Origin of the sequence: Frankia sp. AgB1.9 (genome assembly GCF_016786355.1) — a bacterium.
GTDB lineage: Bacteria > Actinomycetota > Actinomycetes > Frankiales > Frankiaceae > Pseudofrankia.
In genome coordinates this window covers 95105-116362 of record NZ_JADWYX010000013.1, presented here as the reverse complement: position 1 = coordinate 116362, position 21258 = coordinate 95105, and the positions used below count along the sequence as shown (strand labels likewise).

The window sequence follows — 21258 nt, the reverse complement described above, 5'->3', positions numbered from 1 at the left end:
CTGCTGGTCGCCGCGGCGGCCCAGCCCGACGACTCGACGCCCGCGGGCGACGCCACGTGGCCGCGCCGGCTCGCCCGTTTCGAGGCGGCGTGGTCGTGGGGCCTGGCCGCCGGCTGGCTCGCCGACGCGGACGCCGCCGGGCCAGGCAGGGCCGGTGACCCCCCCGACCTCGACGCCCAGCTCGACGCGGCCGAGGACGCCGTGGCCGCGGCGACGGCCCAGCTCGCCGGAGCCAAGGCCTGGCGGCACTGCCTGGAACGCATGGGTACCCGCGAGTCGGCCGCGCTGCGCGCCTACGCCGACGCCGTCGGGGCCGGCGGCCGGTCCGGGCGGCACGCCGAGCGCTACCGCCAGGCCGCGCGGGAGGCCATGGCGATCGCCCAGACGGCCGTCCCCGCCTGGGTCATGCCGATCGGCGCTGTGCTGTCCACCATCCCCGCCGTCCGCGACAGCTTCGACGTCGTGATCGTCGACGAGGGCAGCCAGGCCGGTCTGGACAGCCTGTTCCTGCTGTGGCTCGCCCCTCGGGTGATCATCGTCGGCGACGACCGGCAGTGCACCCCGCCGGTCACCCTCGGCCGTGGGGCCACCGTCGCGGAGGTCGGCGGTGGCGGTCTCGACCATGCCGGCGCGCCGGCCGGCTGGGCGTCCGACGACGCCGACGAGCTGGACCCGATCTTCCGGCGGCTGGACGCGCTGCTGCCCGACCTGCCCGCCTGGCTGCGGGTCTCGTTCACCCCGCGCTCCAGCCTGTTCAGCCTGCTGCGAACCCGGTTCGGCGAGGTCATCCGGCTGCGCGAGCACTTCCGCTGCATGCCGGAGATCATCGAGTGGTCGTCGGCCATGTTCTACCGGGACGCACCGCTGGTGCCGCTGCGCCAGTTCGGCGCCGAGCGGCTGCCTCCGCTGCGGTCCCGGCACGTCCCGCACGGCTACACGACGGGGGAGGGCGCCGGGCTGCGCAACCCGGCGGAGGCCGAGGCGCTGGTCGCCCATGTGCTGGAGTGCGCGGCCGACCCGCGCTATGACGGCGCCTCGTTCGGGGTCGTGGTCCTGCAGGGCACCGGCCAGGCCGAGCTGATCCGCGCGCTGTTGGGAGCGCGGCTGCCGGCCGCCGAACAGCTGCGCCGCAGGCTACGGGTCGGAACCCCACCGGATTTCCAGGGCGACGAGCGGGACGTTGTGTTCCTGTCGATGGTCGTCGCGCCGGGCGCGCCGGCCATCGCGCTGACCCGCCAGGAGTACCAGCGGCGGTTCAACGTCGCCGCCTCGCGCGCCCGCGACCAGGTCTGGCTCTTCCACTCCGCCGGGCTCGAGGACCTCGATCCCGGCGACCTGCGGCACAGCTACCTGTCCTTCGTGCTGGCGCACAGCCAGGTCGACGAGCGGACGGCCGAGGAGCCGCCGCGCCTCGACGAGGTCGCCCCGGACATCCCGCACCCCCGGTTCGACTCGCTGTTCGAGCAGCGGGTGTTCCGCGAGCTCACGAGCGCCGGCTACCAGGTGACCCCTCAGGTGGAGGTGAACGGCCGGCGGATCGACCTGGTGGTCGCTGGCGGCCGAGCCCGGCTGGCGGTCGAGTGCGACGGCGACGCGGTCGAGACCACGGCCCAGGTCGCGCACGACTTCGCCAGGGAGCGCCAGCTGCGCCGGGCCGGCTGGCCGTTCTGGCGGGTCCGCCAGTCCGACTTCGAGTCCGACCCGGCCGCGGCCCTGGCCAGCCTGTGGCCCCGCCTCGCGGCCGCCGGCATCACCCCGGTGGACGGGTCCGCGCCGGCCCGGGAGGCCGGCGTGCCGGCCGTCGGCTCCAGCCCGGTCATCGCCCCGCCCACGGCCGGTTGGCGGCCCATGGCGCTGTCCGACCAGGACGGGCTCGACGACGACCTCGGCTAGCCGCCCCGGCGACCGCCCGGCCCGACTGCCCGGCCGACGGGGACCTGACCTGCCTGCCGGTCAGCCGGCCCGAGTCAGCCCGTCGCCGGCGGGGTCGGCGTCTCGGTGCGGCGCAGTGGCCGGCGGGACGCCCCGGAGGTGACCTGCCGAGGCAGCGGGCCGGGAACCTCGTCGGCGACCCGTGGCGCGGGAGCGGCCGGTCCGCCGTCCGGGCCGGCCGGGTGCGGCTCCGGCTCGGCCGGCTCGGCCCGCTCGTCGGCGCCGGTGGCTAGCGGCGCCGGACCGTTGCTCTTCTTCCGGCGGACGGCCGCCCGCGGGAGGCCGACGCGGTCATCCTCGCGAGGGGCGTCGCCGTCCTCCTGGGTGCGCGCCGCGCGGTCCGGCATCTCGTCGTCCGCGTCGCCCTCGATCCCGGCGCCGTCCGGACCAAGACCGTCAAGAAGATCATAACCAGCACCGTCATACCCGGCGACGTCCTCGCCGGTGCCGACCAGCCGGCCGAGCGCGGCGCGCGGCAGGCGCGGCCGGGGCGGCGGCGGTTCGGTGAAGTCCGATCGCCGGATTCGGCAGTAGGCGGTCTGCACGCCGTTGACGAGCTGGCTGATCCCGAAGTCCGCCGCGGCCGACAGGTAGGCCAGTGCCGAGGCCCGGTCCAGGCTGAGCCGGCTGGACAGGAACAGCACCGCCGAGCGGGCCGCCCGCCGGATGGCCTCGGTGGCATCGACGTCAAGGCCCAGCGTCAGCCAGGAAGCCTCCGTCTCGACGAACGGCTCCCGCAACGACCCGAGCGCCGCCCTGGCCGCCGGCTCCCGCAGCGAGGAGAGCCGGACGGTGGCCCGCAGCGGGCCCTCCAACGCGGTCAGCCCGATCTTGCCGTCGCCGGCCGCGTAGTGCGGGTCGCCGACCGCGAACAGGGCGCCCGGCACCTGCACCGGCAGGTAGAGGCGGGCGCCCATGCCGAGGTCGCGGCAGTCCAGGGCACCGCCGTGCAGGCCCACCGACGTGGACGGGACCGTCGCGGTGCCGGCCTCCTGGTCGGCCCCGACGTCCCCGCCCGGCTCCCCGCCGAGGTCGACGGCGACCGCCATGATCCCGATGAACGGGTTGAGTGGGAAGCGGACCCGGGCGCCGCCGGCCACCGCGTCGAGCACGCCGAACAGCTTGCCTCGGCGGCGCTCGACCGCGCAGAAGTTGCCGACCGTGCGGAACCCCTGCCAGTGCCGCGCGTCGGCGTCCTGGTCCGGCGTCGGGCCCTCGGGGAACTCGCCGGCGAGCAGGCCCTGGCCGTGCCGGTTGGAGATCATCCCGTACCGGGCCCGCGGCAGCAGCGAAAGGATCTCGACGCGCAGCACATCGCCCGGCTCGGCGCCGCGCACGTGCACCGGACCGGTCACGACGTGCGGGCCGTCGACCCCGAAGCGGTGCGGGATGCCGGACGAGGCGATGGCCCGCGCGTCGTCGAGCACCTCGGAGGAGGTGACGCCGTGGCGGCCGAAGAACGCGTCGGGGTCACGGCCCTGGTCCTCCAGGATCCCCTCCTGGCTGACCGTGTCGATGGTGACGGTCGACCCGCTGTCGACGGTGAGGACCGGGCGGGTGCGGGCGGTGGGCAGTTCCCCCCACCGCACCGTCTCAGGGGTCGAAGGCAGGTAGTGCTTGCCGTCGACCTTCCCCTTCCCTGGCTGCAGTGCCACGGGCGCCCTACCGTCGCCTGCGCCCGGGCCGCCGACCGGCCACCGGCGCGGCGGGCGGAACCACCCACGGGCGGGCCGGCCGGCTCCGGCGGCACGGGCTGGGCCTCGAGGCGTCCACGACCGACGCCGCCGAGGGATACGGGCGGCAGAGGAAGTCGAGCGGCACGGGCGTCAGAGTCCCAGCGCCATATGACGGTGAGATGTCGGCGATGTTGCTATCGCCGGCATTCCCGGAAGTCCAGGCGGATGAACGTCGAACCTGCCGCTGGAACGGAACAGTTGACTGTGGATGAGCACTTGTGCCGAGAAGCGGCAGTCGCTCCCACTCGGGGGCACTACGCGCCGGAGTGCGCCGCCCGTCGGCGGTCCCGTCCACTCAGGCATCGGACCGCGGAACCGCGACGACCCTCACGAAACGGAACAGTCAGCACGCGTCCGGCATCACGCCGAGCGCGGCCGAGGACATTTCGGCCCGCGATTTCGGTGCCGCGCCGCGAGATTTCCCCAGCGCGCTGAGCGGCGCCCACAGGAATTCTTGAAAGGCGCACCTGAATCCCCGCGGGACCAACCCCGCGCCATCACGCGGTCATTCACCGCGCACAGCTGGTCCCGGCGGGATCACCGGGCAATTCCGGCCAAACCGCCCACTCCCATTCCGCGCCCAGCGCGACCGCGCGCCGCGGGCCGTCCATTCCGCGGGCCGCCGGCCACCCGCGGTCGCCCGGCCGGGACCCGGCGCGCGGGTCACCCGCGACGTTAGAGTTCCGACGTGCGCCCGCCCGGCTTCGCCGCCGTCACCCGATGACTGTCATCCGATGACCGGTGTACTTGCCGACCTTGGCGAGTTTGGCCTGATCAGAGCGATCACCGCCAGGTTCCCGCCGCATGTCGGGCTGCTGATCGGTCCCGGCGACGACGCGGCCCTGCTCGCGGCCCCGGACGGCCGGGTCGTGGCCACCACCGACCTGCTGTTGGAGGGCCGGCACTTCCGCCGCGACTACTCGTCCGGCTACGACGTCGGCCGCAAGGCGGCGGCGCAGAACCTCAGCGACGTGGTGGCCATGGGCGCCCGGCCGACCGGCCTGCTCGTCGGCCTGGCCGCCCCCGGCGACCTGCCGGTCTCCTGGGCACTACGGCTCGCCGACGGGCTACGTGACGAGTGCGCCGAGGTCGGGGCGTTCGTCGCCGGCGGGGACGTGAGCTCGGCCGACCGGGTGCTGCTGGCGATCACCGCGCTGGGCGATCTGCGCGGCGCGACCGCCGTGCGCCGCTCGGGCGCGCGCCCCGGGGACCAGGTCGTCGTGGCGGGCCGGCTCGGCTGGGCCCAGGCGGGCCTGGAACTGCTCGACTCGGGCGCGGACGGTCCGGCGGAGCTGTTGGACGCGCACCGGCGCCCCCAGCCGCCCTACGCGGCGGGGCTGGCGTTGGCCGCGGCCGGCGCGACGGCGATGTGCGACGTCAGCGACGGGCTGCTGGCCGACGTCGGCCACCTCGCGTCCGCCTCGGGGGTTCGCGTGGAGCTGCGGGCCGCGGCCTTCGAGGTCGCGGAACCGCTGCGCACCGCCGCGGCGGCGCTCGACGCGGACCCGGTGCGGTGGGTCCTGACCGGCGGTGACGACAACGCCTTCGTCGCCTGCCTCCCGCCGGACACCGCGCTGCCACCCGGCGCTCGTCTCGTCGGCCGGGTCACCGAGGGCTCCGGCGTCCTGGTGGACGGCGCCTCGTTCGAGGGCGCCCAGGGCTGGGACCACTACCGCCAGCCCTGATCGCCTGACGGCCCGGAAAACAAGACAGCCTGGAAAACAAGGATCGCGCCCCCTCGCGGAGGGGACGCGATCCTCGATCGTTTAACACCGGCCCGCCAGGTCGCCTCACGGGGCAAGGTCGCTCGTAGCGACAGATATTAGGTCCGGGGGCCATGATGCGGACCGGCTTGCCCATCGTAACGGCGCAGGCAGGCGCACTGTTCCCGGCGACGGCCGACGGGGCGAAAGTCCTCTTTCTGCCGAATCCGATCACACATCGTCACGGTCGTGCATGAGGACCAGCGTGCCGACGGGGTCGACCCGTGCCGTCCAGCCGGGGCGGACGAGCGTGGTCGCCTCGGCGAACTCGACGACGGCCGGACCGGGCAGCTCGGCGCCGGCGCCGAGCGCGGCCCGGGCGACGACGTCGACCTCGTGCCACGCGCCGTCGAGCCAGACCCTCCGCCGGGACCGGAGGGCGGCAGGGTCGGCTGGCTCGGCGGCCAGCGCCGGTCGCACCCCGGGCAGGGTCGCCACCAGCCGGACGGCGACGACCTCGACGTCGCGCTCGGGCGCCAGGTGCCCGTACCGGCGAGAGTGCTCCGCCTCGAACGCGGTCCGCACGGCCGCCGCCAACACCCGGTTAGCGGCGTCGGCCGGCTCGGCGCCGGCCGGCTCGGGGTCGCCGCCGACCTCGGCCGGAATCGGGCCGGCGGAGACCGTCAGCTCGTGCGCCTGCCCGACGTAGCGGCAGTCCACCCGACGGTCCAGCCGCAGCTCGTCGCCGGGCTCACGCGGCACCCCGGTCCGGGGACTCCCGTCGCGTTGATGCGCCCGCGCTGCCTGGTCTGCGCCCCCGGAGGCCTGGAGCGCCGCCGCGGTGAGCCGGTCGAACGCGCCGGCCAGGTCGACCTCCCCGAGGCGGCCGCGCAGCGGCGCGGCGTGGTCGCGACGCACGTCGCCGAGGGCGAGGCCCAGGGCCGAGAGCACCCCGGCGGCCCGCGGCACCAGCACGGTCGTCATCCCGAGCGCCTCGGCCAGCGCGCAGGCATGGGTTCCGCCGGCACCCCCGAAGGCGACGAGCGCGAGCGCGCGTGGGTCGAGCCCTCGCTCGACGGAGACGACCCGCAGCGCCCGGGTCATCTCCGCGTCCGCGACGGCGACCACCCCGGCCGCCGCGGTCAGCGCGGACAGGCCCAGCCGGGCGCCGAGACGCTCCAGCGCCGCGGTCGCGGCGGCCGTCGACAGCGTGACCTCTCCCCCGAGGCTCGCGCCGTCGCCGAGGTAGCCGAGCACGAGATCCGCGTCGGTGACCGTCGCCTCGCGCCCGCCGCGCTGATAGCAGGCGGGTCCCGGGTCCGCACCCGCCGAGGCCGGCCCGACCCGCAGGGCGCCCCCGGAGTCGACCCAGGCGATCGACCCGCCGCCCGCGCTGACGGAGTGCACGTCCACCGTCGCAAGCATGATCGGGACGCCGGCCAGGACCGACTCGGAGGTGGTCAGCGCCTGCCCGTCGAGCACCGGGGCGACGTCGGTCGAGGTGCCGCCCATGTCGAACGTCAACAGGTCGCGGACCCCGGACAGCCCGGCCACGTAGGCCGCTCCGACCACGCCGCCGGCCGGCCCGGACAGCACGCAGGTGGCGGCGTGCGCGGCCGCCTCGGCGAGCGCCGCGACCCCGCCCGACGACTGCATGACCAGCGGCTCGCCGATCCCCGCCTCCGCGAGCCGGCCCCGCAGCCGGGTCAGGTAGGACGACAGCTTCGGGGTGAGGTAGGCGTCGGCGGTGGCCGTCGCGAACCGTTCGTACTCGCGGAACGCCGGCAGCACCTCGCTGGACGCGACGACGGTCACCCCCGGCAGCCGGGCCCGCAGGGCGTCGGCGACAGCCAGCTCGTGCTCCGGCCAGGCGAACGAGAACAGCAGGCAGACGGCCACCGCCGCGAGGCCCTCGACGCCCGCGACCCGCTCGACCACCCGGTCGATCTCGGCGGCGGTGAGGGGCTCCAGTACCCCGTCGGGCCCGCACCGCTCTCGGACGGTGAACCGCAGCTCGCGCGGGACCAGGCTCGCCGGCCGGTCCCTGGTCAGGTCGTAGAGCGACGGCCGGTTCTGCCGGCCGATCTCGATGACGTCCCGGAAGCCGTGCGTGGTGACGAGCGCGGTCCGCGCGCCGGCCCGTTCGAGCAGCGCGTTGGTGGCGACGGTGGTGCCGTGCGCGAACCGCTCGATCCAGCCGGCCGGCGGTGCTCCCGCCGCCAGGCTCGCGGGAAGGTCTGTGAGCCCTGAGCTCTGCTCGAAGGCCAGGGACAGCGCGGCGAGGACCGCGACCGAGGGATCCGCCGGGACCGAAGGCACCTTCGCGTACATCGTCCGGCCGTCCGGCCCGACGGCCGCGAGGTCGGTGAAGGTGCCGCCGACGTCGATGCCCACCCGGTAGCCGCCCGGGGCCTGCCCGTCCGTGGTCGCCCGCCCGTCCGCCGCCATGGCGGGCAGCGTCGCATACCGCCGCGTTCGTCCGCGGGTCCGGCGGGCCACCAGCGGGTCTGTCAACACGACACGGCGCCGGCCGCGGTTGCCGTCGCCGCGACGATGCCGGGAAACTCACACCGCACGGCATCGGACAGCCACGGGTAGCCGCGTCGCCACGAGCGGCGACGACAGGGCGCGGCGAGGAGGCGCGCGGGCCGCCGCGCGCCGGGGCGCCCGGCGCGGGATGCCACAAGGGAGTCGCGCGACCACGTCCGGCCACCGCGAAGGCCCCGAATGGCGGGGTTGAGGGCCGGGTCGCCGGCCGCATACTGATATGCCGCAATGGGCCGCGTGGGGGCGTTCGACCCCGGCGAGTAGCCTGGACCGGCGAACCGAAGGGCCTTTCGAAGGTCGCCTTTCGGCCCGCGAAGGCACCATTTCGATCTTGCAAAAGCTAGTGAAGTCAGACCGTGGATAGAGGCGATTGGCCCCGTGACAGCACCGACGGTACCCGCGTCAGGACCCGACTTCGGAACCAACGAGTGGCTGGTCTTCGAGATCTACCAGCAGTACCTGGCGGATCCAGAGAGTGTGTCACCCGAATGGCGTGAGTTCCTGTCCGATTACCATCCGGGCGCGCCTACGGCGACCGACCACACGGACCCGGAAAGCGCCCGCGCGGCCGTCGGAACCGTGTCCCCGACGCCCGCCGAGGCCGCGGCCAGCGCCCCGCCCGTGGCCGCCGCGCCCGCTCCGGCTCCGGCCACGCCGGCTCCTCCCGCCACCCCGGCCCCGGCCCCCGTCGCCGTCGCCCCGGCCGCCGCCGCTCCGGCCGCGCCCGCGGCGAAGCCGGCGGCGCCCACCGCGCCGGACGCGGCCGCCGGGACCCTGACGACCACGCTGCGCGGTGCCTCCGCCCGGGTCGTCACCAACATGGAGACGTCGCTGCACGTGCCGACGGCGACCTCGGTGCGCGCCGTCCCGGCCAAGCTGATGATCGACAACCGGATCGTCATCAACCGCCACCTGGCCCGCTCGCGCGGCGGCAAGATCTCCTTCACCCACCTCATCGGGTACGCGATGGTGAAGGCGCTCGAGGCCTTCCCGGAGATGAACAACTCGTTCGCGACCGTCGGCGGCAAGCCGGCGCTGGTCCAGCCGGAGCACGTCAACCTGGGCCTGGCGATCGACCTGGTCACGGCCAAGGGCCGCCAGCTCGTCGTCGCCGCGCTCAAGCAGGCCGAGACGATGGACTTCGCCGGGTTCTGGGGCACCTACGAGGACATCGTGCGCCGCGCCCGGACCGGCAAGCTCACCACGGACGACTTCTCCGGCGTCACGATCAGCCTGACCAACCCGGGCGGCATCGGCACCGTGCACTCGGTGCCGCGCCTCATGGAGGGCCAGGGCACGATCATCGGCGTCGGCGCGATGGAGTACCCGGCCGAGTTCGCCGGCGCCTCCACCGAGACGCTGGCCCGGATGGCGATCTCCAAGGTCACCACGCTGACCAGCACCTACGACCACCGGATCATCCAGGGCGCCCAGTCGGGTGAGTACCTGCGCCGGATCCACCAGCTGCTGCTGGGCGAGGACGAGTTCTACGACGAGATCTTCCGCTCGCTGCGGGTCCCGTACGAGCCGGTCCGCTGGATCACCGACATCCCGACCAGCCACGAGGGCGACCTCGACCACTCGGCCCGGGTACAGGAGCTGATCCACGCGTTCCGCGTCCGCGGCCACCTGATGGCGGACACGAACCCGCTCGAGTTCACCATCCGCAGCCACCCCGACCTGGACATCCGCAGCCACGGCCTGACGCTGTGGGACCTGGACCGGGAGTTCCCGGTCGCCGGGTTCGCCGGCCAGCGCACGATGAGCCTGCGTGACGTCATGGGCGTGGTCCGCGACTCGTACTGCCGCCGGGTCGGCATCGAGTACATGCACATCCAGGAGCCGGACGAGCGCAAGTGGATCCAGGCCCGGGTGGAGCGCTCGGCCGAGCGGCCCGACCCGGCCGAGCAGCTGCACGTGCTGGAGCGCCTGGGCGCCGCCGAGGCGTTCGAGTCCTTCCTGCAGACCAAGTACGTCGGCCAGCGCCGGTTCTCGCTTGAGGGTGCCGAGTCGGCCATCCCGCTGCTCGACGAGGTGCTCTCGCGGGCCTCGGGCGCCGGCATGGACGAGGTCGTCATCGGCATGGCGCACCGCGGCCGGCTGAACGTGCTGGCGAACATCGTCGGCAAGTCCTACCGGCAGATCTTCGCCGAGTTCGAGGGCCACCTCGACCCGCAGACCGCGCACGGCTCGGGCGACGTGAAGTACCACCTGGGCGCCGAGGGCCACTACCAGTGCCGGGAGGGCAAGCAGATCCCGGTCTCGGTGGTCGCGAACCCCTCGCATCTGGAGGCCGTCGACCCGGTCCTGGAAGGCGTCGTGCGCGCCAAGCAGGACATCCTGAACAAGGGCATCGAGGGCTTCACGGTCCTGCCGGTGCTCGTCCACGGTGACGCCGCGTTCGCCGGCCAGGGCGTGGTCGCCGAGACGCTGAACCTCTCCCAGCTGCGCGGCTACCGCACTGGCGGCACGGTCCACCTGGTGATCAACAACCAGGTCGGCTTCACCACGTCGCCCACCGAGAGCCGCTCGTCGGTGTACGCGACCGACGTCGCCCGGATGGTCCAGGCGCCGATCTTCCACGTCAACGGCGACGACCCCGAGGCTTGCGTCCGGGTGGCGGCGCTGGCGTTCGACTACCGCGAGGCGTTCCACAAGGACGTCGTGATCGACATGATCTGCTACCGGCGCCGCGGCCACAACGAGATGGACGAGCCGTCGTTCACCCAGCCGCTCATGTACGACGAGATCGCCGCGAAGCGCTCGGTCCGCAAGCTCTACACGGAGGCCCTCATCGGCCGCGGTGACATCACCCGCGACCAGGCCGAGGAGGCGATGAAGACCTACCGCCTGGAGCTGGAGAAGGCCTTCGCCGAGACCCGCGACACGACCGGCGACAAGCCCACCCCGCAGCCGCGGATCGTCATCACCGCCGAGGACGCGGCCGCTGCCGCCGCCGTCTCCACGGCGGTGCCGCTGGAGGTCGTCAAGCAGGTCATCGACACCCAGGTGAACCTGCCGGCCGACTTCACCGTCCACCCGCGGCTGCGCCCGCAGCTGGAGCGGCGAGCCCAGATGATCGAGAACGGCTCGATCGACTGGGCCTGCGCCGAGACGATCGCGTTCGGCTCCCTGCTGCTCGACGGGCGCTCGGTCCGTCTGACCGGCCAGGACAGCCGGCGCGGCACCTTCGGCCAGCGCCACGCCGTCCTCGTCGACCGCTACACCGGCGAGGACCACGCCCCGCTGCGCACGCTGCGCCGGGCCGACGGCGGCCAGGTCGGCACGTTCTACGCCTACGACTCGCTGCTGTCCGAGTACGCGGCCATGGGCTTCGAGTACGGCTACTCGGTCGCCCGGCTGGACATGCTGGTCCTGTGGGAGGCGCAGTTCGGCGACTTCGCCAACGGCGCACAGTCGATCATCGACGAGTTCCTCTCGGCCGGCGAGGCCAAGTGGGGCCAGCGCAACGCGCTGACGCTGCTGCTGCCGCACGGCTACGAGGGCCAGGGCCCGGACCACTCCTCCGCCCGGATGGAGCGCTTCCTGCTGCTGTGCGCGGACGACAACATGACGGTGTCCGCGCCGTCGTCGCCGGCCAGCTACTTCCACCTGCTGCGCCGCCACACGCTGTCGCCGGTCCGCCGGCCGCTGGTCGTCTTCACGCCGAAGTCGATGCTGCGGCTGAAGGCCGCGGCGGCCTCCGTGCAGGAGCTGACGGCCGGCAGCTGGCAGCCCGTCATCGACGACGCGACCATCACCGACCCGTCGGCTGTGCGCCGGGTGCTGCTGTCCGCGGGCAAGGTCCACTGGGACCTGGCCGAGGCGCGGGCCCACCGGGACGACAAGGGCCAGTTCGCGCTCCTGCGGGTCGAGCAGCTCTACCCGACCCCGGGCGCCGAGGTCGCCGAGGCGCTGCGCCGCTACCCGAACGCGACCGACGTGGTCTGGGTCCAGGAGGAGCCGGCGAACCAGGGGGCCTACCCGCACGTCGCCCTGCACCTACCCGAGCACCTCCCGGCCGGGCTGCGGCTGCGCCGCGTCTCCCGCAAGGCGTCCGCCGCCCCGGCCTCCGGCTCGTCCAAGGTCCACGAGAAGGAGCAGAAGGCCCTCATCGAGGCCGCCTTCGCCGCTTAGGGCGATCGGCCGGGGGCGTCAACCGCCTCCGGCCGGCCGGCCCGGCCGCCCGCTGGCGCTCCCCCTAGTCGAGCGCTGAAGACCCTTCTAGCCATCTACGCAGCTTCTTGATCGCCGTTTTGGCCCTCTGGTGGTTGCTCCGGCGACTCGTTTGCGACCACGCGAGGGCCAAAACGGCGATCAAGGCAACCCCCCGCAGACGGCGATCCGGCAGGGAGCGACGCAGATGTACTTCACTGACCGGGGCATCGAGGAACTGGCCGCCCGGCGCGGCGAGGAGACCGTCACCCTCGAATGGCTCGCTGACTCGCTGCGCACCTTCGTCGACCTGCACCCCGAGCACGAGTCCGTGATCGAGTCCCTCGCCACCTGGCTCGCCCGCCCCGACGACGACCCCGACCTCTGACTCATGATCTACAAGCTGGCTAGACTGGTAGATGCCGAGCCGAGGAGCCGCACATGAGCGTCGACGCATCCGAGATGGTGAGCATCCCTCGAGCAGAGCTGGAATCTCTGAAAGCCGAAGTGAGGCGGCTGCGGCTTGAAGTTGGGCGATCCATTGCCAGGGCCCGGATCATGGCCGATCGCGGGCCACGCGACGATGCACCCACCTTCTCCCGCGATGAGCTAGCTGAAGCGTGGGGTATCAGTGAGTGATCGCCTCGTACGCTTTCCAGGATCATCATGGCAGGACATCGAAGCTCTCCCGCAGCCATCCCGGCGGGTAGTTCAGCGGACAGTCTTCCACCTGTTGGAGGAGCCCGTCCCGACGCTCGCGGACCCGTTTCCCCATGATGAGCCTTTGCCGGGCTCCTACGAACTTCGTCTGCCATCGGACGGCGTGACAATTTGGTACACCGTTACGCAGCACGAGGGCCAGGAGATCATAAGCATCCAGTTCGTCCGACTGGAGACGTGACCGCAAGGCCGCAGACGGCAGACAGCACGCGCCTGCCTCCGGGATCGCTTGACCGGTTTGCGCGGTATCGATACTGTCGTACCCATCAGTTTCCGACCCATCACGGCCCCAAGTCGGGACCGATGCAGCGATCAGGGTCGCCCGCTATCGCCTTTGAAGTAGGATTGGAGCGTGGCCGTGACCAAGGTGTCGCTCACGCTCGACTCGGACCTGGTCCGAGAGGCTCGGGAGCGGGTCGGACCAAGAGAGTTCTCCGCTTACGTCAACGCGGCCCTGCGCCAGCGGCTCCAGCATGACCGCCTCGCGGAGTTCCTCGCTGCGGCCGACGACGAGGGCGGCCCGGTGCCGGATGAGGACGTCGAGGAGGCGCGCCGGTGGTTCCGCCCGTAACGAGACGACGGCCACCCGCCGCTCCGCTCGGGGTTCCCTTCGTCCTCGACACCGGAGCGGTCATCGCTCTGTCTCGACTCGACAAGACAGCGCGGACGATGCTCGCCGCCGCGCTGCGCGAACAATCCCAGGTCTGGGTGCCCGCACCGGTGATCACCGAGCTGATTCGCGGCGATCAGCGGCGGGACGCGGCCGTGAACCGAGTGCTGAAGTCCGTCGGCGACGTCCATCCGCTCGACGAGTCGCTCGCGCGGGAGGCGGGCGTACTGCTCGCCGATGGCGGCACGACCGTCGACGCCATGGTTGTCGCGACAGCGAGGCGGGTCGCCGGTACAAGCCCAGTGGTCATCATGACCAGCGACCCCGGCGACATCAGCGCTCTTGCCGGCGACGACTCACGCATCCGGGTGGCAGCCGTCTGACAGCCGAGTTCCTGCTCCGGCCGCCGGTGCTCAGACCGTGAGGACGAGCTTGCCGTAGAGCTCGCCCTGGGAGATGCGCTCGAAGGACGTCCGGGCGTCGGCGAGCGGGCGGACGTCGTCGATCAGCGGGCGGACGCCGGTGCGGTCGAGGAACGCGACCAGGGCGGCCAGCTCGTCGCGGGTGCCCATCGTCGAGCCCAGCACGTTGAGCTGCAGGAAGAAGATCCGGGTGAGGTCGGCCGGCGGGTTCGGGCCGCTGGTCGCGCCCGAGCAGACGACCGTGCCGCCGGGACGCAGCGACTTCAGCGAGTGACCCCAGGTGGCGGCACCGACCGTCTCGATGACGGCGTCGACGCGGGCCGGCACCCGGGCACCGGTCTCGAGGGCGGCGTCGGCGCCGAGGTCGAGAGCGCGCTTGCGCTTGGCCTCGTCACGGGAGGTGACGAAGACGGTGTGACCGGCCGCCTTGGCCAGCAGGATCGCGGCGGTGGCCACGCCGCCGCCGGCACCCTGGATGAGCACCTTGCCGCCGCCGTCGGCGGGCAGGCCGGCCTTGGTGAAGATCATCCGGTAGGCGGTCAGCCAGGCCGTCGGCAGGCAGGCCGCCTCCTCCCAGGACAGCGACGCGGGCTTGGGCACCAGGTTGCGGTTCGGGACGGCGACCTGCTCGGCGAGCGTGCCGGGGTGCAGCTCCGAGAGCAGGGACCGCTTCGGGTCCAGCGTCTCGTCGCCGCCGCCGGCGGCCGGGTCGCCGATCACGGCGTGCAGGATGACCTCGGTCCCGTCCGCGGTGACGCCCGCGGCGTCGCAGCCGAGAATCATCGGCAGCCGCTCGGCCGGCAGGCCCACCCCGCGCAGGCTGAACAGGTCATGGTGGTTGAGGGCCGCGGCCCGGACCGAGACCGTCGTCCAGTCCTCCCGGGCGGCCGGTTCCGGCTGCTCCCCCACGGCCAGGCCGGCCAGCGGGTCGTCGGGGTTGATGGACACTACGGCGGCGGCAAGCACGGACAAAACCCTATGGCCGACGCCCTACCGGCGCCACCTCAGCGCTCGCGGCCCAGACGCGCCACCTCCGGCCGGATGCCAGGAGTCGGGAGGTCTCGGGCCGGCCTGGACCACAGTCCGAGGCGGACGGCCCCGCGGCGCGCCCACGGTACGGCCACTGCGCCCCGTGGCTTCCCGGGGGGCGCCGGTCGCGGCCCGGCGCCGGATGTGCTGGACTCTTGACCGTGGTGGCTCCTGAACCGACGTCGCCCCCGACCGGACTGTCCGCCGCCAGGGCGGTACCGCCCGCGACCGGCCCCGCGACGGCACCCCCGGTGCCTGCTGGCCGGCACGCGCGCCGCCCCCGCTGGCGACGCCGGGAACCCGCCGACGCGCCCACGCCCGAGCCACGGATCTTCTCCGACGACGGCCTGCCCGTGTTCGTCGTCCCGCACGGCGACTTCGTCGCCTGCTCCTACGCCGGCTGCGGCGCGCTGCGCCTGGTCGAGGACGTAGCCGCGAAGGCCCCCTGCAGCGCCTGCGGCCGGCTCTGAGCCGCCCCCGAAAAACCGCCGATGCCCGGCTCCCTCTGAGGGAGCCGGGCATCGCGCGTCACTCACATCGCCTAGCCGAACCCGGCCAAGGTCCCGACCCTGGACCAGCGTCCACCCCGGCACTTCGCAGATCCCCGAATCACGCTGGGGAGGCGCGAAGCGCCGAGCCGGCGGAGCCGCCAGCGGGCGCTCCGCGCCCGTTCTGGCCGCTCCGCCCTACCGGCGGGCGACTCCGTCGGCCTTCGCGGCGGCGGCGACCGCGGCCGCGACGGCCGGGGCGACCCGGCGGTCGAACGGGCTCGGGATGATGTGGTCCGGCGCGAGCTCGTCCGCGATCACGTCGGCCAGCGCCCGGGCCGCCGCGAGCTTCATGCCCTCGGTCACCCGGCTCGCCCGCACGTCGAGTGCCCCGCGGAAGACGCCGGGGAAGGCGAGCACGTTGTTGATCTGGTTCGGGAAGTCGCTGCGCCCGGTGGCGACGACGGCCGCGTACCGGTGGGCCACCTCGGGGTGGACCTCCGGGTCGGGGTTGGCCATCGCGAAGATGATCGAGTTCGGCGCCATGGTCGCGACCGCCTCCTCGGACACCGTGCCCGAGGACAGCCCGATGAAGACGTCCGCCCCGGCGAGCGCCGCCTCGATCGAGCCGGCCAGCCCCGCCTTGTTGGTCAGGGCGGCGATCTCGGCCTTGACCGGGGTCAGGTCGGTCCGGCCAGAGTGGATCATGCCTTTGCGGTCGCCGACGGCGATGTCGCCGATGCCGGCCGCGAGAATGATCTTCGTCACGGCGATGCCGGAGGCGCCCGCGCCGGAGACGACGGCGCGCAGGTCCTCGAGGCGCCGTCCGGTCAGCCGGGCCGCGTTCTCCAGCGCGGCGAGCGCGACGATCGCGGTGCCGTGCTGGTCGTCGTGGAAGACCGGGATGTCCAGGAGCTCCTGCAGGCGGCGCTCGACCTCGAAGCAGCGCGGCGCGGAGATGTCCTCCAGGTTGATCCCGCCGAAGCTCGGGGCGATCGCGACGACCGTGTTGACGATCTCGTCGACGTCCTTGGTGCTCAGGGCGATCGGCACCGAGTCGACACCGGCGAAGTGCTTGAACAGCGCGGCCTTGCCCTCCATGACGGGCAGGGAGGCTGCCGGGCCGATGTCGCCGAGCCCGAGCACGGCGGTCCCGTCCGTGACGACGGCGACCACGTTGCCGCGCCAGGTGTAGTCCTCCGCCAGCGCCGGCGTCTCCTCGATCGCCAGGCACACCCGGGCGACTCCGGGGGTGTAGGCCATCGAGAGGTCGTCGGCATTCTCCAGCGGGGAGGTCACCTCAAGAGCGATCTTGCCGCCGCGGTGCAGCGTGAAGACCGGGTCGTCGTCGGACACCCGAGGGCTGACGGCGGGGCCGCCGGTCGCGGGGCTGCCGGCGACGGACGAGGAGATCTGGTCGAGAGTCTGGTGGTCTGCGGTCGCTGTCACGGAAGTGCTCCTGTTTACGGGCGCCCTGTCGCCTGGCGTGGTTCTCGTGCTCGGCGCGGCGTCGGGGCTACTGCTGGTGGAGGTCCAGGAAGTGCTGAGCTCGCCCATCGGCTGTCAAGGCGGATGCTCGTGCGGTCATTCCGGGGGTCGCCCAGCGTGGTCGGGCTGGGCCCGACTCCGGGGTTCCGGCGGCATCCCTCCGGACGGACATCGCGGCTTCCGGGGAGCCGACCGATGGTCGGCGAGCAGCGGGAGCCGCCGCCTCCGGCGTGAGGAGGCGGGGGTGGAACCGGGGGTCGCCCGGGGCACCGTTCAAATATTGCACGTCGTGGGCCTTCCTTGGCGACCGGCCCGGCAGCTTCGATCGCCCGATCGCAGCGGACGCTTACCTCAACGACATGCAAGAGAAATGTCTTGAAACGTGAACGAAGCATCCCTGTAGCACTACTGACACGCCACCAGGCTTGGGTGATTGCCCAGGACGTGCGCCGCCGTTGTCGCCTGCCCGACCCAGAAACGGCCTGGCAGGACCGCGCGAGCGCGGTCCGCACGCCTGGACGGGGAGGGCGCGAGCCGAGCGCCAACCGAGCCAGCCGAACGACCCGGCCGGCAGCCGGGGACCTCACGGTCCGCGAGCCGCCCCGCCACGGACGGCCCGTCTGGACCGGCGCGGCGGGGCCGTCCGTCGGGTATCGGTTGAAATCTGGAGAGGATCGGCATGCGCAGTCGAGAACACCGGAGCCTGGACGGCGGCCTGGCCGTCGGCCGTCGCGCCGTGCGCAGGACGCTCGCCGCGACCGCTGTGGTGAGCCTGGCGGCCGCGCTGGCCGCCTGTGGCGGCAGCAGCGGGGGCTCCTCGGCCGCCAGCACGCCGAGTGCGGCCGTCTCGGCCGTGGCCACGCTGCCGGCCGCGCTCGCCGGCAAGACGCTCACCGCCGCCGCGGACGCCTCATACGCGCCGAACGAGTTCTTCGACACCGACGGCAAGACCGTCGTCGGCATGGACGCGGACCTGATCAAGGCGCTCGGTACCGCGCTCGGCACCAAGGTCGACGTCAAGAACGTCGGCTTCGACGACATCATCCCGGCCCTCGACGCCGGCAAGTACAACATCGGCATCTCGTCGTTCACCGACACCAAGGAGCGCGAGGCCAAGGTCGACTTCGTCACCTACTTCTCGGCCGGCACCTCGTTCTTCACCAGCGCCGACAAGCCGGCGGCCGTGAAGACCCTCGACGACCTGTGCGGCCTGACGGTCGCCGTCGAGAAGGGCACCACCCAGGCCGACGACGCCACCGCGCAGGACGGCACCTGCAAGACCGCCGGCAAGCCGGGCGTGACCGTCAGCCAGTTCCCGGACCAGAACGGCGCCAACCTCGCGCTGACCTCCGGCCGCGCGCAGGTCTCGATGGCCGACTCCCCGGTCGCCGACTACCAGGTGAAGCTCTCCGACGGCAAGCTGAAGCTGGTCGGCACCCCATACGGCACCGCGCCCTACGGCATCGCGGTCCCGAAGAACTCGGGCCTGGCCCAGCCGCTGCTGACGGCGCTGAAGTCGCTCATCGCCGACGGCACCTACAAGCAGATCCTCACCAAGTGGGGCGTCGAGGACGGGGCCATCACCAGCCCGCAGATCAATGGCGCTACCAGCTGACAACGTGACGGGCGCCGCGTCGGGGACCCCGGTCCCCGACGCGGCGGCAGCCGCCGCGCCCGCGGACGGCGCCCCGCCGACGACGCCAGCCACCGCTATCAAGGCGGTCCCCGTCCGCTACCCGGGTCGCTGGGTCACGGCGGCCGTCGTCCTGCTGCTGGTCGCCATGGGCGTCCACGGCCTGGTCACCAACCACCGGTTCCGATGGGACATCGTCTGGAAGTACCTGTTCACCGAGCCGGTGCTGCGCGGCCTGTGGGCGACCGTCTACCTGACCTTCTTCGCGATGCTCATCGGCGTCGTCGGAGGCGTCCTGCTCGCGATCATGCGCCAGTCGCCGAACCCGCTGCTGAGCGGCGTCTCGTGGGTGTACACGTGGTTCTTCCGCGGCACCCCGGTGCTCCTTCAGCTGATCTTCTGGGGGACGATCGGCGCGCTCTACCCACGAATCGCGGTGGGGATCCCGTTCGGGCCCGAGTTCGCCTCGGCCGACTCGAACAAGCTGATACCGCTGATCGTCGCCGGCATCCTCGGCCTCGGGCTGAACGAGGCCGCCTACATGGCCGAGGTCGTGCGCGCCGGCATCTCGGCGGTCGATGAGGGACAGATCGAGGCCGCGCAGGCGCTCGGGATGGGCCGCGGCCTCACCATGCGCCGGATCGTGCTGCCGCAGGCGATGAAGGTCATCATTCCGCCGACCGGCAACGAGACGATCTCCATGCTCAAGACCAGCTCGCTGGTCAGCGTCATCGCGGTCATCGAGCTGACCTACTCGGTCCAGCTGATCTATGCGCGCAACTACCAGACGATCCCGCTGCTGATCGTGGCCGCCATCTGGTACCTGGCGTTGACCTCGGTGCTCAGCGTCGGCCAGTACTTCCTGGAACGCCGCTACGACCCGGCAACGCGGCGCCAGGCGGCCCTTGTCAGCGCGACGTACGGCAGTCGCGACGGGAGCGGGGGGATCGCATGACCGACCAGACAACCGCCGGGACCACGACGGCCGGGAGCAAGACAGCCGAGATCACCCCGATGGTGCTCGCCGAGGACGTCCACCGGTCGTTCGGGCGCAACCACGTGCTGCGCGGGGTGAGTCTGCGGGTCGATCCCGGCGAGGTGCTCTGCCTGATCGGGCCGTCCGGCTCCGGCAAGACCACCGTGCTGCGCTGCATGAACCACCTGGAGAAGATCGACGCCGGCCGGCTGTGGATCGACGGCGACCTGGTCGGCTACCGGGAGCACGGCGGGAAGCTGCACGAGCTGCGCGAGCGCGAGGTCTCGAAGCGGCGGGCCGAGATCGGCATGGTCTTCCAGCGGTTCAACCTGTTCGCCCACAAGACGGCGCTTGAGAACATCATGGAGGCGCCGCTGCGGGTCCGCCGTGAGAAGCGCTCGGAGGTCGAGGAACGCGCCCGCGGCCTGCTGGACCGGGTCGGCCTGGGCCACCGTTGTGAGGCCTACCCGTCCCAGCTGTCCGGCGGCCAGCAGCAGCGGGTGGCGATCGCCCGGGCGCTCGCGATGCGGCCCAAGCTGATGCTGTTCGACGAGCCCACGTCCGCGCTGGACCCGGAGCTCGTCGGCGAGGTGCTCGCGATCATGCGGCAGCTCGCCACGGAGGGCATGACGATGGTCGTCGTCACCCACGAGATGGGCTTCGCGCGCGAGGCGGCCGACACCGTCGTGTTCATGGACGGCGGCGTCGTGGTCGAGACCGGGCCGCCCGACCAGGTCCTCGTCAACCCCCGGCACGACAGGACGAAGTCCTTCCTGTCCAAGGTGCTCTGAGCCACGGTGCGCTGACCCCAGTGACGCCAGCGGATCGCCGGGAGGCCTGGGCGTACGGCCGGTCGGGCGAACCGGTACGGTCCGCAAGCGTGGACGTCACCGAACTGTCCGTACCGGACGCGTGGGTCTTCACCCCACGACAGCACACCGACAGCCGCGGCACCTTCCTCGAGTGGTTCCGCGCCGACGCGCTGGAGAAGGCCCTGGGCCACCCGCTCGGGCTGGCCCAGGGCAACCACAGCATCAGCAGGGCGGGGACGCTGCGCGGGGTGCACTACGCCGACGTGCCACCGAGCCAGGCGAAATACGTCACCTGTGTGTCCGGCCGGGTGCTGGACTGTGTGATCGACATCCGGGTCGGCTCGCCGACGTTCGGCCAGTGGGCCGCCGTCCAGCTCGATGACGTCGACCGCAAGGGGATCTATCTCGCGGAGGGCCTCGGGCACGCGTTCATCGCGCTGACCGACGGCGCGCAGGTCTCCTACCTGTGTTCAACGCCATACACCCCGGGCCGGGAGCGTGGCATCAACCCCCTCGACCCCGACCTCGGGCTGCCCTGGCCGGCGGACCTGACCCCGCTGCTGTCCGACAAGGACGCCGTCGCCCCCACGCTCAAGGAGGCCGAGGCCGCGGGGCTGCTGCCGTCGTACGCCGCCTGCCAGGCGTTCTACGCCGACCTGCGCAGCCAGGCCGGCTTCGGCCAGTAGCGCACCAGCACGCGGCCCACCACGTCCTGACCAGGGACCATGCCGAAGGCGGCGCTGTCGGTGCCGACCCCGACGTTGTCCGATCGCAGCCACCAGCTGCCGTCCGGGTCGGCGAACTGCGCGCGCTTCACGCCGAGCCCACGGCCGCCGGGAAGCCGGGCCACGACCACGTCACCGGGCCGCGGCGCCCGGCCCCACCAGACCAGGCAGGCGTCGCCGTCGCGCAACGTCGGGACCATCGACGCACCGCGGACGGAGACCGCCCGCACGGGAATGCAAGGCCGCACAGAGGTAGGTTGCCAGAAGGTGGGGACACGGGCC

Annotated in this window: 17 protein-coding genes; 12 read left to right on the top strand and 5 right to left on the bottom strand. The window is 72.8% G+C overall.

Annotation, left to right across the window (positions count from 1 at the left end; translation table 11 throughout):
- Positions 1–1893, top strand: a 1893-nt coding sequence (locus tag I6A60_RS07115) for an AAA domain-containing protein (protein WP_238434919.1), incomplete at its 5' end; no start/stop codon positions are given.
- Positions 1894–1967: 74 nt separating this feature from the next.
- On the opposite strand, the gene I6A60_RS07110 is transcribed toward I6A60_RS07115, so the two are convergent.
- Complete coding sequence (locus I6A60_RS07110; protein ID WP_203016655.1) at positions 1968–3587, bottom strand: acetamidase/formamidase family protein; 1620 nt, start codon at positions 3585–3587, stop codon at positions 1968–1970.
- A gap of 815 nt (positions 3588–4402) precedes the next feature.
- Here I6A60_RS07110 and I6A60_RS07105 point away from each other — a divergent pair.
- Complete coding sequence (locus tag I6A60_RS07105; RefSeq protein ID WP_203016653.1) at positions 4403–5353, top strand: thiamine-phosphate kinase; 951 nt, start codon at positions 4403–4405, stop codon at positions 5351–5353.
- Between the two features lie 249 nt (positions 5354–5602).
- Here the strand turns inward: I6A60_RS07105 and I6A60_RS07100 are convergent, their stop codons facing one another.
- Entirely contained in the window at positions 5603–7819 is a 2217-nt protein-coding gene (locus I6A60_RS07100; RefSeq protein WP_203055578.1) for a hydantoinase/oxoprolinase family protein, read from the bottom strand.
- 477 nt (positions 7820–8296) lie between these two features.
- Between I6A60_RS07100 and I6A60_RS07095 the strand changes: the two genes are divergently transcribed.
- The 5 genes from I6A60_RS07095 to I6A60_RS07075 all read left to right on the top strand — a co-directional run bounded on the left by I6A60_RS07095 (position 8297) and on the right by I6A60_RS07075 (position 13786).
- Positions 8297–12055, top strand: coding sequence for a multifunctional oxoglutarate decarboxylase/oxoglutarate dehydrogenase thiamine pyrophosphate-binding subunit/dihydrolipoyllysine-residue succinyltransferase subunit (locus tag I6A60_RS07095; protein WP_203016649.1), 3759 nt, complete (start codon positions 8297–8299; stop codon positions 12053–12055).
- Between the two features lie 226 nt (positions 12056–12281).
- A complete protein-coding gene (locus I6A60_RS07090; protein WP_013422020.1) occupies positions 12282–12461 on the top strand; it encodes a DUF6104 family protein in 180 nt (59 codons plus the stop codon).
- 53 nt (positions 12462–12514) lie between these two features.
- Positions 12515–12712, top strand: coding sequence for a hypothetical protein (locus tag I6A60_RS07085; RefSeq protein ID WP_157734808.1), 198 nt, complete (start codon positions 12515–12517; stop codon positions 12710–12712).
- A 433-nt stretch (positions 12713–13145) separates the two neighbouring features.
- The gene (locus tag I6A60_RS07080) at positions 13146–13364 is read left to right on the top strand and encodes a hypothetical protein (protein ID WP_203016643.1); all 219 of its coding nucleotides are present in this window, start codon (positions 13146–13148) and stop codon (positions 13362–13364) included.
- The gene (locus I6A60_RS07075) at positions 13349–13786 is read left to right on the top strand and encodes a PIN domain-containing protein (protein ID WP_203016641.1); all 438 of its coding nucleotides are present in this window, start codon (positions 13349–13351) and stop codon (positions 13784–13786) included. Before I6A60_RS07080 ends, I6A60_RS07075 begins: the two co-directional genes overlap by 16 nt.
- Before the next feature lie 30 nt (positions 13787–13816).
- Here the strand turns inward: I6A60_RS07075 and I6A60_RS07070 are convergent, their stop codons facing one another.
- Complete coding sequence (locus I6A60_RS07070; RefSeq protein ID WP_203016634.1) at positions 13817–14791, bottom strand: zinc-binding dehydrogenase; 975 nt, start codon at positions 14789–14791, stop codon at positions 13817–13819.
- A gap of 227 nt (positions 14792–15018) precedes the next feature.
- Here I6A60_RS07070 and I6A60_RS07065 point away from each other — a divergent pair, with 227 nt between their 5' ends.
- A complete protein-coding gene (locus I6A60_RS07065) occupies positions 15019–15324 on the top strand; it encodes a hypothetical protein (RefSeq protein WP_203016663.1) in 306 nt (101 codons plus the stop codon).
- Between the two features lie 216 nt (positions 15325–15540).
- Here I6A60_RS07065 and I6A60_RS07060 read toward each other — a convergent pair whose 3' ends face one another.
- Entirely contained in the window at positions 15541–16791 is a 1251-nt protein-coding gene (locus tag I6A60_RS07060; protein ID WP_203042286.1) for an NADP-dependent malic enzyme, read from the bottom strand.
- Positions 16792–17509: 718 nt separating this feature from the next.
- Here I6A60_RS07060 and I6A60_RS07055 point away from each other — a divergent pair.
- The 4 genes from I6A60_RS07055 to I6A60_RS07040 all read left to right on the top strand — a co-directional run bounded on the left by I6A60_RS07055 (position 17510) and on the right by I6A60_RS07040 (position 20937).
- Entirely contained in the window at positions 17510–18445 is a 936-nt protein-coding gene (locus I6A60_RS07055) for an ABC transporter substrate-binding protein (protein ID WP_203016633.1), read from the top strand.
- Positions 18429–19418, top strand: a complete 990-nt coding sequence (locus I6A60_RS07050) for an amino acid ABC transporter permease (protein ID WP_203055577.1) — start codon at positions 18429–18431, stop codon at positions 19416–19418. The genes I6A60_RS07055 and I6A60_RS07050 overlap by 17 nt, the downstream gene beginning before the upstream one ends.
- Positions 19415–20230: an amino acid ABC transporter ATP-binding protein gene (locus I6A60_RS07045; RefSeq protein WP_374113363.1), complete on the top strand. Its 816-nt coding sequence runs from the start codon at positions 19415–19417 to the stop codon at positions 20228–20230. Before I6A60_RS07050 ends, I6A60_RS07045 begins: the two co-directional genes overlap by 4 nt.
- Positions 20231–20319: 89 nt before the next feature.
- Positions 20320–20937: a dTDP-4-dehydrorhamnose 3,5-epimerase family protein gene (locus I6A60_RS07040; protein WP_013422012.1), complete on the top strand. Its 618-nt coding sequence runs from the start codon at positions 20320–20322 to the stop codon at positions 20935–20937.
- Here I6A60_RS07040 and I6A60_RS43375 read toward each other — a convergent pair.
- The gene (locus I6A60_RS43375; RefSeq protein WP_307873562.1) at positions 20898–21206 is read right to left on the bottom strand and encodes a S24/S26 family peptidase; all 309 of its coding nucleotides are present in this window, start codon (positions 21204–21206) and stop codon (positions 20898–20900) included. The genes I6A60_RS07040 and I6A60_RS43375 overlap by 40 nt on opposite strands.
- Positions 21207–21258: the final 52 nt, after the last annotated feature.